Source organism: Stappia sp. ABD4_338 (genome assembly GCF_056312175.1).
The window spans coordinates 1,491,333-1,505,228 of sequence record NZ_CM149982.1; the positions used below are offsets into that span (position 1 = coordinate 1,491,333).

7 protein-coding genes and 2 tRNA genes are annotated in these 13,896 nt (G+C 60.1%); 4 read left to right on the forward strand and 5 right to left on the reverse strand.

Features of this window, described 5'->3' with window-relative positions; translation table 11 throughout:
• Window positions 1-252 precede the first annotated feature (252 nt).
• Genes cas13a through ACYX4S_RS06930 form a run of 5 tightly spaced genes read right to left on the reverse strand, consistent with a single transcriptional unit; the run spans window position 253 to window position 11,752 of the window.
• Window positions 253-4,998, reverse strand: coding sequence for a type VI-A CRISPR-associated RNA-guided ribonuclease Cas13a (cas13a, locus tag ACYX4S_RS06910; RefSeq protein WP_476362356.1), 4,746 nt, complete (start codon window positions 4,996-4,998; stop codon window positions 253-255).
• Window positions 4,999-5,053: 55 nt separating this feature from the next.
• A complete protein-coding gene (locus tag ACYX4S_RS06915; RefSeq protein ID WP_476362357.1) occupies window positions 5,054-8,017 on the reverse strand; it encodes a type I restriction endonuclease subunit R in 2,964 nt (987 codons plus the stop codon).
• Window positions 8,014-8,421 carry a hypothetical protein gene (locus ACYX4S_RS06920; protein WP_476362358.1) on the reverse strand — a complete coding sequence of 136 codons (408 nt, stop codon included), beginning with the start codon at window positions 8,419-8,421 and terminating at the stop codon, window positions 8,014-8,016. The genes ACYX4S_RS06915 and ACYX4S_RS06920 overlap by 4 nt, the downstream gene beginning before the upstream one ends.
• The gene (locus ACYX4S_RS06925) at window positions 8,418-9,734 is read right to left on the reverse strand and encodes a restriction endonuclease subunit S (protein ID WP_476362359.1); all 1,317 of its coding nucleotides are present in this window, start codon (window positions 9,732-9,734) and stop codon (window positions 8,418-8,420) included. Before ACYX4S_RS06925 ends, ACYX4S_RS06920 begins: the two co-directional genes overlap by 4 nt.
• Window positions 9,731-11,752, reverse strand: a complete 2,022-nt coding sequence (locus ACYX4S_RS06930) for a type I restriction-modification system subunit M (RefSeq protein ID WP_476362360.1) — start codon at window positions 11,750-11,752, stop codon at window positions 9,731-9,733. The genes ACYX4S_RS06925 and ACYX4S_RS06930 overlap by 4 nt, the downstream gene beginning before the upstream one ends.
• A gap of 395 nt (window positions 11,753-12,147) precedes the next feature.
• Here ACYX4S_RS06930 and ACYX4S_RS06935 point away from each other — a divergent pair.
• The 4 genes from ACYX4S_RS06935 to ACYX4S_RS06950 all read left to right on the forward strand — a co-directional run bounded on the left by ACYX4S_RS06935 (window position 12,148) and on the right by ACYX4S_RS06950 (window position 13,834).
• Window positions 12,148-12,224: transfer RNA gene (locus ACYX4S_RS06935), tRNA-Pro, on the forward strand.
• 240 nt (window positions 12,225-12,464) lie between these two features.
• Window positions 12,465-13,307: a YihY/virulence factor BrkB family protein gene (locus tag ACYX4S_RS06940; protein WP_476362829.1), complete on the forward strand. Its 843-nt coding sequence runs from the start codon at window positions 12,465-12,467 to the stop codon at window positions 13,305-13,307.
• Window positions 13,308-13,388: 81 nt separating this feature from the next.
• Window positions 13,389-13,694 carry an ETC complex I subunit gene (locus tag ACYX4S_RS06945; RefSeq protein ID WP_293717376.1) on the forward strand — a complete coding sequence of 102 codons (306 nt, stop codon included), beginning with the start codon at window positions 13,389-13,391 and terminating at the stop codon, window positions 13,692-13,694.
• 63 nt (window positions 13,695-13,757) lie between these two features.
• Window positions 13,758-13,834: transfer RNA gene (locus ACYX4S_RS06950), tRNA-Arg, on the forward strand.
• The last annotated feature ends 62 nt before the right edge of the window (window positions 13,835-13,896 follow it).

The following is a 13,896-nucleotide window of genomic DNA, read 5'->3' on the forward strand; positions in this document are numbered from 1 at the left end:
GCTTTACGGAGAGTAAAGGTTCAGTCCGCCGTGAAAATGGCGGTCATCCTGAACCTTGAAGGAGCGTTTCCCCATGAAAAAACGGTTCAGTCCGCCGTGAAAATGGCGGTCATCCTGAACTCCCCCTTTGTAACCCCTTGCCAGAACTAACACAAGTGAGCACGGTTCTGAAGCCGATTGCCTTTTTCTGCCCAGCGACACACAGACGGGTATATGCTGATGCTGGGAGACTAAAAATTTTTTTCATTTCAGTTACTTGCCATAATCTGAGGCCAATTGGTCCAAGTCGGCCATCGCCGACGGTACGCCGGACTGGCGCAACGCGTCCGCAACAGTCTCCGGATATGCCAGACACGGATTGCCCGTGGCCCCGTTCCTGACATGGCCGGAGGAGCCGAAGTCGAAGAGGGCGCGCGTCATCGACAGTTGGCGCGGCGACACCCGGGGCAGCGGGAACGCCATCGACTGACGCTGGCGGGTGCCGTCCCCCTGGTCAAGCCTGAGGGTGAGAAAGGCCAGATGCGGCAAGAGAACCGGCCGCAGTTCGGCGGCACGCAGTCGGTCGCGCGAGAACCGCCAGTCCAGTGCGAGCCCCTGGCGCTGCAGGATGTCGGCGATGGCCTTGGGCACCGCGTTCTTCAGCTTGCGATCGTGGCTGAGAAGGGCTCTCACCGCATTGATCACATAGGTCAGGTTGATGTCCCTGCGATGCGTCGTCCGCCCCTGACCGCTTTGGTCCGGCTTGCCGTCAAGGATGTTGAAGTGAGCAAGATCCTTGCGGATCTGGTCAAGGTCAAAGCTGTGCCCGACATTCGGCTGGAGCAGCGGTTTCCCCGCCTTGCGAAGCTCGGCGTTGCGCCTTTCCCGAAAGGCCTTGTCGAGAGAATGCTCCTGCCGACGCTCCCCTCGCGACCTGAACAGCCCGAAGAACCGGCCCAGCTGCACGCGGGTACCTTCTGACAATCCGTTCGGTCCGGCCCTCTCGATGGCTGCGGCGGCGTACCGGAAGCCCGAGGACGGGCTGAAGACGGTGGCGGAAAACGCCGCCGTTTCTGAGACCAGCGTGACCCCGGACCTGGCTGCGACCAGGCGCAGGTCCGGTATCTCCTCGTAGCAGGCGGCCAGCAAGGCGCAGTCACGATCGCGCTCCCACATGGCCGAGAAATCGGTCAGCCGTGCCAGAATCTCCATCAGCAGATGCTGGAGATTGGCAAAGTCGGACAGGCGCACCGCGGAAATCGCGAAGTTGTACCTGCTCACCTCCGCAGCTTTTTCCTTGTACTCCGTCGCCAGCCTCTGAAGCTGGTCATCCTGTCGCTTCGTGGCGCGCGCGCCTTCGGTCAAGGCCTTGTGCAGCCTTTCCTTCTCGGTGAAAGGCGTCAGCGATGCATCGTCCCGCATCGCCTTGAACAGCAGAACCTCCGCAGGCTGCACCTTGTGCTTGCCAAAAGTGCTCCTGAGCAGGGGTAGCGTGTTGAAGCGCCGCATCTGGCGAAGCCCGGCAAGCGTGCCGGCCAGCATGAGCGGAGCCTCCCCTGCGGCTTCGTCAGCGGCTGCGCCTTCACCGGCGTTGCCCAGAGCCGGCCATACCGCAGCAAAATCGCCAGTGTTCTGGAAAAACTCCCGACTGTCGATCTCTGCTCCGGAGAAGCCTGCAGCCTGAACCCGGGTATAGAGCCCCATGACCCGGTCGAGCTGGCGCAAGATTTGATCGCTCTGCGACCTTGAAGGCGCGACTGGCCTGCCCGATGCCTCGGCGCTCGAGCTGGCCTCCCCGACGCCGTCCGGGTCAAGCAATCGCAGGATTCTCTGCTGCTGCTCGTCGGCGGGGTTCTGCGACCACAACACATTCCGCCTGTCCCTGGTCGCCTTGCGCTCCAGGATCGCTGTTTTCCGGAACTGATGCTGAAGCTGTGCAATGGTGCTCGGCGGAACGAGATAAAGCCAAGCATAAAAGAGTTTAAGCCAATCCGGATAGTCCTCGCGCGCGGACGCTGCGCTGCTGTCCGAGATTTCCTGTGCCGTGACCGGTGGCTTCCTCTTCGCAGCAGGGTCCCGGGCCATATCGAGCGACCAGATCCAGCTCTTGTCCGTCACGACAGCGCCGACGCCTGTCCCGGCCGGCGTTTTGCTGCGCTCGCTCCCGGGCAGGCGCTCATTCAGGAATGCGGCGAAGAGGTAGCCGTAGAGCTCCCGGCGGAACTCCTGCAACCGGCTGGCCTGTTCCTGTTGCAACTGGCGATCGGGAACGTAGGGATCCGACAGGTTTTCTGCCTTCCCGTCTTTTTGCGGCTGCCGGCCATCCGCCTCCGCCGCGGCGTCCGCGAGGGCTTCGAAATGTTCCAGCAACCGCCCGTCGTCGACGTCAGGTTCGGTTTCCAGAAGCGCCTCGGACTGCAGAAGCAGCTCCATCTCGGCAAGGGTCACAGCCTGGGTCAACAGGCGCTCTGCGAAGCTCTCCTCCCTGGGCGCACTCTCGCCCTTCTTCTTCTTGTCGAAGGCCTCGCGACGCCGGTGTTTTGCCTCGAGCATCCGCGAAAAGACCGCCTTCGCGAAGGATGGATCCCCCTCCTTTTCCTCAAGCCAGGCCGGAAAGGCGCGATCATAGAACAAGCGCAGCAGGCCGATCCGGTCATGATTGACAGTGCGCGCGCGAGAAGCCTCGTCCACAATCTCCCTGGCCTTGCCCTTCGACAGATCACTGAGCTGCAGTCCGGCGAAAGGCAGAAGAAGATCGTCACGTGCCTCCTTGGGATCACCCGTCGCGAGGTGGTGTGCTTTCTTCAGAACCTGCATGAATTTCGGAGTGACCCGGTCATCGCTGGCCGGCGCACGACCGATGAGAGCCAGTGTCTCGGGACGCCTCTCGTCAGGCACATACCCGGCAAAGCCAATGCGGTTGAGCTCCTGTGCGAGAACAGACGCCTCGATCTGAAGATCGAACTCGAGCAGGCGCTTGATCCGGTCAAGAGCCTCGGCGGTGATGACGTGTGCAAGGCTGCTGCGATCGACGAAAGGAACGGCGTCAACCTTCTTGCCAAAGGGCTCGAGGAGCGTGGCCCCGGCAACACGGCTCAGGAAGCGCACCTTGGTGTTGAAGTGATAGCCGAGATCGCGAATGCGGGCGGCGTAACGCAGCAGTCCCCACAAGACTTCCTTGTCAGTCTGGCTCCCGTCGAACAGAATTTGCGTGCGACTGACCTTGACCAGCTTGCCATCCGACAGATCCGAGATACGCACCGTGAATGACCGGCTTCCAAAGATCACGCGACCATGCTCGTTCGCGCGTCTGGCTTCGAGGTTCGTGAGGGCCAACGCGCCGACAGCCGTCGTTGCAACGTCATGGTCGCTCAAGACCGCCATCTGGTCTTCGTTGCTGGTCTTTTGTGCAAGCGCCAGCGCCGACACATATCCCGGTTGCAGCCAAGCATGCATCGTGCGCTGCGCAAGAGCAACGGACGTGCGCAAGACACGAACAAAGGCCTCGTTTCGCTTGATATCGGCTTGGCCAATGCTGGTGGCGAAATAATCCATGGCCTGCTTCACCAGGGCGTCAAAGTTGTCGTCGCGTGTATCACTCTCCACGAAGCAGAGTTCAACAGCATGGGCAAACAGCTTGCCTACGCGGATCCTGCGCTGGAGTTCCTGCCCATTCGAAGCTCCTTTCAAGCGCGCAAAGAGCTTGTCGAGAGTCGCGGGAAGCAGATGCGAAAGCTTGACATGGTCTTCCGAACGAACCGCTTCCATGAAGCGGCGCGTTTCGAGGAGACGCTTGTAGTATAATCTCACCGCATTGTGCAGGTTCCAGAGCGTCTGGGGCGGCTTGAACGTCGTCTTCTTCGCCCCCCCGATGGCACCGAAGTGATCGTAGAGAAGGCTGCCAACGATTTTGCTCGGCCGCTCGCGCCGCGGGCCATAGATGAGCGCTTCCCGGATTTTTGCCGCAACGTCCCCCGGGCGTCGATAGAGAGTTTTTTCTTTCTCACCCCATGCGACCTTGGCCCGCTCTCTCCGGACACGAGGGTCGGAAACCGACTGAACAATCGCATTGCCCCGCTCGCGAATGAAGCCATCCGTTACCGGAACCTTTCTTCGGGTGCGACACTGGCCGCTGATCTTCATCTCGCGGCTCAAAAGATGATCCTGTATCCTCACAGCCGCCTTGCGATATCGCTCAAGCTCCCTGGCACCGAGCGGAACACCGAAGACTTTGACCCATCTCGTCCAGCTGACACATTCATTTCGACGACATGCAGGCCTCTGGGCAACGTATTCCTTGATTTTCTTTGCGTTTTCATCCCGGTCTGGGAACAGCCACTTCACCTCGGCCTCAGCATAGGGATGCACCTTGGCCCGCCAGAGATCACGAAGGGGGACACCATTGATCGCCTCGCCCGCATCAGCAAGATGACGGCTTGCGAAAAGATCCCATAGGCACTCGCCAAGAAAAGTCCGGGCGCGATAGGAGTCCAAGTCCATGCCTCGAAGGCTCCGTGGCTTGCGGAGCACGGTGTCGAGGCACTGGATGTACTGGCGCATGGCAAGTCGGGCATCTTCCTCCAGATAATCGAGGAACCTCTCCTCCTCGGACAATGTAGGCGCGATCGTTCCAGTGTGCGCGGAGTGTCGACCGGCCAAGAGCAGCCCCCGTGACGGAAGTGCTCTCTGTGACTCGTCGGGAGCCTTGTCCTCCCGTTCCTTCCGATCCGCAAACCGTGTGTAGCTCGTTCCTATGGACCGCATAATTCGCATTGTATCCCCCCACCAAGTACACAAAATGTGGCTTTTACGACACCACGCTCCAAATTTGCGAGCAATAAGGATATATTGTTTCTGAACGGAAGCTTGTTGAAAGCTGCGCTGAGTCTGTATTGTTAGAATTATTAAGGTTTTTAGTGGCAGGATGCGAGATTGATCTGCCCCTAGTGACCAATCCAGGGTAAATCTTAGGGTGAGCTTCGGCTCTCGCGCGGCAAAGGCGGTTCGATGATTGACCATTCCTTGCCGTTTAACCCGAGGCAGTCCATCGCGACCTCCTTGTCGGAGAGATTGATCACATCTCACGCGCCATCCGCTGTGCGCGCTTGAAGGCGAAGCGTGTCATCTGCTCACGCGCATCCCGGTCGGTCATCACGACACTGCGGAATTCGTTGTCGCGCTGGAACTCCCGAACAAGCCCGCGGAAGAACGCCTCGGAAAACGCGTTGTAGGAAACGTCGGCCGGGTTGTTCCTGACCATATCGGTCATGTCATCGTTCATGATGTCCCGGTTAACCCGTTCCATGCGCAGGAAGTCTTCGCGTGAGAAGTCGGTTCCATGCCGATCGTTGAACGAGTCAATGATTTCCGACAGCGCCTTTTCTTCCTCCTCGGTGTAGGCATTGGCCCCGAACTCGGTGATCGGATCGAGGGTCGTGCCGTCACCTGCGGCAAGGGAGGCGCTGCCTTCCTCGCCCTTCTGCAGCTTGAAGGCGGAGAGGTTCAGCATGTCGTCGGTGATCGTGATGTCGGCAGGCATATCGCGCGACGGCAGCAGGCGAGACAGCCAGGACGTATAGACGTAGAGCTTTTCGAGCCATGCATCGTCCAGCGAAATGACCTGTGCGACGAAGGCGTAGAACCGCTGGTAGCTTCGCAGAAGCTGGCGGAATTCCTCTTTCTGCGCCTCGTCCTCGTCCAACTCGAAGCGTCCAACCGCGAGACGGACAGTGCCTTCGAGCGCCAGACGGTCCTGGGTGGTCAGAGCGCCTTTGAAAAACCGATCGGCGAAGCGCTCGATCTCATCCTTGTGGATGTAGGTCGTGTTCGAGATGCGGCCCTCGAGGTCGTAGATCTGGTTCAGGTCTGTTCGCTCCTCCAGGGCAGTCGCCTCAAAGAAGGGCGCGAACGCTTCCCGGATCTCATCCATCGTATTTTGGAAGTCGAGGATGAAGGTGCGGTCCTTGTCGGGATGAGTGCGGTTCAACCGGGCAAGGGTCTGTACGGCCTGCAGCCCGGCAAGCTTCTTGTCCACATACATCGCGACGAGCTTCGGTTGATCGAAGCCCGTCTGGTACTTCTCGGCGACGACCAGAACCTGGAATGCGTCGGTGTCGAACTTCGCCGGAAGTTCCGTCTCCGCGAAGCCGTTCGCAGTCGCCTCGGTCCAGATATTGCCGTCGATATCCAGTTCGCCCGAAAAGGCGACGAGGGCCTTGAGATCCTTGTATCCCTTGTCCTCGATGTAGCGGTTCAGCTGTTGCCAGTAGCGCAGGGCGTGCTCGCGACTCTGGGTGACGATCATCGCTTTCGCCCTGCCGTCCAGCTCGCTGGCGACGTGGCGACGGAAGTGCTCGACGATCACCTCGACCTTCTGATCTATGGCGGTCGGATGGAGCGAGGCGTAGCGAGCGACGCGGGCTTGTGCCTTGCGTCCCTTGAAGGCCGGGTCGTCCTCGATGGTCTTCTCGAGCTGGTAGTAGGCCTTGTAGGTCATGTAGTTCTGGAGCACGTCCAGAATGAACCCCTCCTCGATGGCCTGACGCATCGAGTAGAGGTGGAAGGGATGCGGTCGGCCGTCGCTCCCGACACGCCCGAACCGCTCCAGCGTGACGTTGCGCGGTGTCGCGGTGAAGGCGAGGAACGAAATGTTCTTCTGCGGTCCGCGCGCCTTCTGGAACGCAAGGACCATGTCCTCGATATCCTCGGAACTGCTGGCGTCACGGGTCAATGCATCGGTCATCGCCTGGGCCGCCTTGCCCGACTGGGACGAATGCGCCTCGTCGATGATCACAGCGAAGTTCCGGCCCGACTGCCCCGAGATCGTCGCCAGATGCTCTGTGCCGAACTTCTGGATGGTGGTGATGATGATCCGGGCGCCCTTCAGGATCGCGTCCTTGAGGTCGCGGGACGTGCCGTCGATCTTCCGCACCACGCCCTTGGTCTGGGCAAAGCCACTGATCGTGTTCTGCAACTGACGATCCAGCACCAGACGATCCGTGACGATGATCGCCGTGTCGAACAGCGGTTTGTCGTGCGCGTCATGGAGCGTGATGATCTGGTGCGCGGTCCAGGCAATGGTGTTTGACTTTCCCGACCCTGCGCTGTGCTGGATCAGATAGTTCTGTCCTGCACCGTTCGTGCGTGCATCGGCCAGGAGCCTGCGCACCGCGTCGAGTTGCTGGAAGCGGGGGAAGATCAGCGCCTCCTTGCCGTTCGACCGCTCGAGGTGGATGAACCGTCCGATCAGGTCGAGCAGCACCTCGCGTGAGAACACCGCGCGACCGTCCGGCAGGCCCTTGTAGAGATAGGCGACCCGGTTCTCGCCGGGTACGTCCGGGTTTCCCGCGCCGCCGTCGCGCCCCCGGTTGAAGGGTAGAAAGCGCGTCTTGCCGTTCATCAGCCGGGTAGCCATCGACACGTTGTCCTGATCCACCGCGAAATGGACTATGGCCCCGCGCTTGAAGGTCAGCAGCGGTTCGCCTGCGGGGGAGCGGTACTGCCGGTACTGCTTTTCGGCGTGCTTGACGTTTTGTCCGGTCAGAAGGTTCTTGACCTCGAGCGTGGCGACCGGGATGCCATTGACGAAGGTGACGAGGTCGATGGCGTTCTTGCTCTTCGCCGAATAGGTCACCTGCCGCATCACGGACAGGATGTTTGCCTCATACAGGCGGGTCAGCTCCGGGTTCAGGTTGGATGCTGGCTTGAAGTGGCAAAGAGCGAAGTGGATGTTCGGCACCAGCTTCAGCCCGTCGCGCAACACGACATGTGTCGGGTTCTGCTTCAATGCCTGTTCGAGCCGCTTCAGAACCTCCGCTTCCGCCTGTCCACTGTAGTGGTCCACCAGCGTCTGCCAGGAGTCGGGCTGTGTCGTCTTGAGGAACTGGAAGAGCAACCCGGCGTCGAGCGCATGGGCGACATTGTAATGCGCTGCGCAGTCGCGTTCGACATATCCGAGACCGGAGGTCAGGCAGGCGACGATATGCGCCTCAAAGACCTTTTCCTGGTGGATGTCGGCGGTCGTGTGGGTGGAGGTCATGACAACAGGTGATCCAATATGGCTCTTGCGTCATCAATGGATTGAACGCCAAGACGGGTGAGCGGTTTCGTTCTGAATGCGTCGTAGCCTCTGAGATTGCTGTTTGCGCCACGCTTCTCCCGACCTGGGGCGGGCGCTTCGTCCTCCCAGCCGGAACCGTTCCAGAGCTTGTTTGCAACCGTCACGGTCGAGGGTATCGCCGAAGGGACGTCCGGACTGACAACCCACAGGTTGACCTTGGTCTTGTGGTCGAGTTCGACACCAATTGCCCGCCGGCCCGCTCGTGTCGTCCAGACCGAAAGATGCAGTTGCCGACTGGTCGTGGTTTTCGGTGCGGCAGGGTCGCAGTTTGCGCGGAGCTTCGCGGTGATGAAAGCCTTGAGGTCTGCAATTGCGTCCGTCACGCCCCCATCTCCTCTTGAATGGTGTCGAGGCGGCGGTCGGTTGCGCCGGATCTGGCGTCCGCCTCCACGTCGATCTGACCCGTGACAGCGGCGGTGATCAGGGCGGAGCGCCATTCTTTCAGCAGATCAATGCTTGAACTGGTCTTAGAAACGAGATCGTCGATTCTAGTTGTTTGCGCTTCGATGTAGTCAGCGATTTTTGTTTGTTCAGAGATACTTGTTATCGGGAGGCGGACCTTTCTGAAGTGTCCAAAGTTCATATCCTGACCGTCTCGAATGAAGTTCGAGGTCAACCGAAGCGCTTGAATGTAGAGACTGGACTTCAAGACTGCACCGTAGAACCGTCCCTCAACTTCAGGACCTGCCTTCAGAACGGAATAAGACGAACGCACACTGCCGGTCGCATGGGCTCGCTCCAACCCACCATCCATGCTTCTCATGCTTATAACGAAGTCGCCGATCTCTACGTGTTTGCGGCGTTCGAGGTTGGTGAATGCCTTGGTCACTTGCCGTTTTTCTAGTGCCTCAAACTCTGAAAGTGGAATGACCCCATATTTCTGCGTGGCGGACAGCATCTTATCTCCATCACGCGCGCGCTCTTTGCTCTCGGTGAAGACCACTGTCGGCGGCACGACTTCCCAGTGCTCAGGTATTTGTCCTAACCAGTCTTCTCCAGAGTCTTTCATGGGCGCATCAGGATCGATGCCCCTAGTGACGGAATGCGATATTACGGCGCTGCGTTCTTCCCCCAGCAACGCCACCAATCGATGCTTTTTCTCGATCAGCAGGTCGATCCGTGCGGTCTCCCGGTCCAGAAAGTCGGCGATCCGGCGTTGGGTCGCAAGGTCGGGCAAAGGGATTGGGAACTCTAGTAGATCGGTCGGCGTAAGGTTTTGTCTGACGCCTCCGCCCATGCCGTTGAAGATGTTGTTGAAGTATACGGCGAAGAAGAACCACGCGTAGAAACGAGTGTCGGCTCCTCGGTGTACCGGAACCAATCGAATATACGCTGGACTCATGATCCCGCGTCGCGGCACCAGCCCGACACGACTTGTTTTAATGTTTTCCAAGTCGATCAGTTTGAAGACGAGGTCACCTTCTTCAAATATCTGATAGGTCGAGTAATCGGATGCTTGCAGACCTTCCAGATCGTCTAGAGCACGATCCACTACGCCCTTCATCGTGAGAGCAAGTCTATGCGTCTCTCGCATCCCTTTATTGACTTCTTTACGATAGCGAAACATTCGCTTTGCGGGTGCGGCCGTCCAAACGTATTGGGAAGAGAACTGTTCGAGAAAGGTCTCGTCCGTCACTCCACCACCTCCTTCAGCAGACCCGCGATCTCTGCTTCGAGCGCCTTCAGTTCCGCGTCGATTTCCTCCAGCGGTCTCGGGTGCACGTATTTGTAGAAGTAGCGGTTGAAGTTGATCTCATAGCCGACGCGTCCGACGCCGCCGTCCTGCGCGTCCGTGTAGGTCTCGTCCACCCAGGCCTCGGGGATGAAGGGCAGCACCTCGCGCCTCACGTAATCGCGCCAATCCTCGCCAAGCGGCACAAGCTCATGGTCACGCAGATCGGTGTCCGGTTCCGGGTTTCCCTGCTTGTCGGTACAGACGCACGCGTCCTCGTCACGCTCCGATAGGGCGGAGAGGATCGCCTTCCTGACCGGCGCACCCAGTTTGACGCCCCCACGGCGCAACGCTGCGGAGAGGACCTTCTCGAAGTCGTCACGGTCGATCCATCGTTCGCCAGCAGGCAAATGCGTCTCAAGGGCCCTCAGGACGCTGGCCTGTTCGTCCTTGTCCAGCTTCTGGAAGGGCTTTGCCTCTCGCAGGGCCTCCAGCCCCTCGGGCGTCACGGCGAAGGCAAGCTTCAACGGACGTTCGACCCGGACCTCGCGATAGCCGAAGTCGGTCTTCGCGAAGATCTTGGAGACGTCACCCCATTCCCCATCGCCGTTCAGCATCTCGGCATAGATGCGGGTGATCTGGTCGCAGGCCTCCGACGGAATCTCCCGGCGCTTGGAGCCGAGCGACTTGCGCATGGACTTCCAGAACCGCTCGCCGCTGGCGTCGATCAGCTGGACCTTGCCGCGCCGCGCCGGGTCCTTGCGGTTGGTCAGCAGCCAGACATAGGTCTGGATGCCTGTATTGTAGAAGAGATCGGTCGGCAGCGCGATGATCGCCTCGACCCAGTCGTTTTCCAGCATCCAGCGGCGGATCTCGCTCTCGCCCGATCCGGCCCCGCCGGTGAATAGCGGCGACCCGTTCATGACGATGCCGATGCGCGACCCCTGTTCGTCGTTGCGCATCTTCGAGATCATGTGCTGCAGGAACAGCAACTGTCCGTCGGAGATCCGGGGTAGCCCCGCGCCGAAGCGGCCCGACATACCCTGTTCCGCTGCCTCGCCCTTGATCGGGTCGGCGTATTTCTTCCAGTCGACGCCATAGGGCGGGTTCGACAGCATGTAGTGGAAGCGCCGGGTCGCATGCGCGTCCTGGGTCAGCGTGTTGCCGAAGGCGATGTTCTCCGGGTTGTGTCCGGTGACCAGCATGTCGGACTTGCAGATCGCGAAGGATTCCGGGTTCAGCTCCTGACCGAACAGCTCGACCCGGATGCGCTCGTTCAGTTCCTTCATCTCCATCTCGGCAATCGACAGCATGCCGCCCGTTCCGGCGGCGGGGTCGTAGACCTGACGGATGACACCCGACCCGGTCAACGCGTCCTTGTCGTTGATGAGCAGCAGCGAGACGATCAGGCGGATCACCTCGCGCGGGGTGTAGTGCTCACCTGCCGTCTCGTTGGAGATTTCCGAGAAGCGGCGGATCAGGTCCTCGAACAGATAGCCCATCTCGAGGTTCGAGATCGCGTCCGGATGCAGGTCGATCTGGGTGAAGCGGTCGAAGACCTGGTAGAGCAGACCGGCGTCGTTCAGCCGCTTGAGCTGGTCGGTGAACAGGAACTTGTCGAGGAAGATGTCGCGGACGTTGCCGGAGAAGCTGGTGATGTACTCGACGAGGTTCTTGTGGATGTCCTTCGGGTCCTGCCCCTTGAGCGAGGCGAAGGTGAAGCGGGACAGGTTGTAGATGCGGATGTCCTGTCCGACCGCACCGGAGAGGAGGGTGTCGCGTGCCTCCTCGTCCATATCCTCGGGAAGCGTGGCCGCCATGTCGAGAACGGCCTTTTTGGTCGGCTCCAGGATGCAGTCGAGACGGCGCAGCACCACGAAGGGCAGGACCACCTTGCCATATTCGGACTGCTTGAAGTCGCCGCGCAACAGTTCGGCGATGGACCAGACGAAGGACCCGAGTGACTTGATATCCGTACTCATGAAACGCTGATTGCCCCGATCATTCTGATTCTGCGCCAACTTTCTGCCCCGGTAAACGCTCTGGTTGAACACTAGCACGCGATCTTCCCGGCTTCCTAGGCTGCAGGTTCACAACTGGATACTGACATTGCCCCACTGAACTGAACCAGTTTGAAGCAGGTTCCGGCGCCGTGAGAAGGCCAGAGAGGCCCTTGTCGTGAGGGGGGCGTTGCTGGAACCATCTGAGCACACAAAGGCGTCAATGGTACGGAACAAGATGAGATTTCCGCGCCCCGGATTCCGGGACTATTCCGGGACTCCATTGCCCCGGCATGCCGAATTGGCCCCCAAATTCCCTGTTCGTTCCTGCTTGACTGACATGGCCGATGCCGGATAAACCGCAGAAATCCAGTCGTCGGGGTATAGCGCAGCCTGGTAGCGCATCTGCTTTGGGAGCAGAGGGTCGCAAGTTCGAATCTTGCTGCCCCGACCATTTACCGGACATTCTCCCAAGATCTCCTGACTCCTTGCAGGTTTCCGGCCTCCGGCGCGTTTCGTGCTGTCTTCGCCGTAACCTTGGCTTTGCTCTTTTGTGGCATTGAAGGTGCGGGGGCGGTCACGGCCTCCGAAATGTCGCGCGGACATCGTCAGAGGGGCTGGGGTGAAGGCAGAAGATTCGCAAGATCCGGGTGCATCGGGAGTGCGGGTGCTTTTTGCGCGCGTGCGTTCGCGCATGGGCAGGCATGACGCAACAATGCTTTCGGCGGGCGTGACGTTCTTTGTCGTGCGTGGCGTCCTGCCGGGACTGGGAGCCCTTGCCGCGCTTTATGGCCTGCTCGCGGATCCCGCAAGGCTCGGGGATCAACTGCGGTGGCTCTCCTTTCACGTACCGCCGGCCATGCTTCGCCTGCTGGGCGACGAGATGCGCGATCTGGCAGGCGCCGACCGTGGCTGGCTGACGGTGGCCTTCTTCATGTCCGTGGCCTTGGCGCTTTGGAGCGGAAACGCCGCCGTACGGTCCCTGCTCAAGGTTTTGAACACCGTCAACGAGGTGGAGGAAACCAGGCCGAAGTCGCGGCTTTTTGCCCTCGGCTTTTCCATTTCCGCTGGAGGATTGCTACTGATGTTCCTCGCTGGCGGTGTCATCGTTGGGCTTCCCCTGATCCTGAAGGGGCTGGGCGTTGCTGGCGTGAAGGCTTTCGTGATGCGCCTTGCCGCGTCATTGCTGTTCTTCATGGTCATGTTCGCGGACGCGATGGCCCTTTACAGGCTCGGACCGAACCGCTCCTGCAAGCGTCCGGGGGGCGGTCTGGAGGGAGCACTTCTGTTTGCCGGTGCGTGGCTGGCGGCATCTGTCCTGCTGGCCTGGTTCGTTTCGGATTCGTCCGACTACTCGGCCACCCATGCGACGCTGGCGGTCGCGTTCGGCTTCCTGTTATGGGTCTATGCTGCGGTGCTCCTCTTCCTTTTTGGAGCGGAGCTCGAGGCCGTGCGGGATCTCGACTTTGCCGCGCGAACCGCAGGGGGCGAGCGGGACGGCAAGAGAGTTGACACCGGACGCGTATCGAAGGAATAAACCGGGGTGCGCCGCGCAGGTGCCTGCATGCGCGCGACAGGAATTCATGGCGTCGGCCAAGGGTCAAGGAGAGGGACAGGCATGGTTGCACGTATCTACTCACCGGCAAAGACGGCGACGCAGTCGGGGCGTGGCAAGACCCATGACTGGGTGCTCGAGTATGTGCCCGAAGCTCCCCGCTCGATCGAGCCGCTGATGGGCTATACCTCCTCCAGTGACATGAAGCAGCAGATCCGCCTGCGCTTCGCGACAAGGGAAGAGGCCGTCGCCTATGCCGAGCGCAACGGCATTGCCTACAGGGTTGAGACCCAGAACGAACGCCGTGTGCCGAAGATCGCCTATTCGGACAATTTCCGGCACGACCGGTTCATGCCCTGGACTCATTGACCGGCAAACGTGCGGCGGGACATTTTCACCAGCCCGCCACCGGACACGGTCTCGCGCCGAAACGGCCCCGTAGCTCAGCCGGATAGAGCACCGGCCTTCTAAGCCGATGGTCGCAGGTTCGAGTCCTGCCGGGGTCGCCATTCTTTTCAAGGGGTTAGGCGAATTTCATCGCCTGTGACGCGGGGCATTTGACCGCGCGTTT

Bases quoted from the DNA above. Each gene is read 5' to 3' on its own strand.
- cas13a (WP_476362356.1), bottom strand. From the start codon at position 4,998: ATGGTCAATCATCGAACCGCCTTTGCCGCGCGAGAGCCGAAGCTCACC.
- ACYX4S_RS06915 (WP_476362357.1), bottom strand. From the start codon at position 8,017: ATGACCTCCACCCACACGACCGCCGACATCCACCAGGAAAAGGTCTTT.
- ACYX4S_RS06930 (WP_476362360.1), bottom strand. From the start codon at position 11,752: ATGAGTACGGATATCAAGTCACTCGGGTCCTTCGTCTGGTCCATCGCC.
- ACYX4S_RS06940 (WP_476362829.1), top strand. From the start codon at position 12,465: ATGGGCAGGCATGACGCAACAATGCTTTCGGCGGGCGTGACGTTCTTT.
- ACYX4S_RS06945 (WP_293717376.1), top strand. From the start codon at position 13,389: ATGGTTGCACGTATCTACTCACCGGCAAAGACGGCGACGCAGTCGGGG.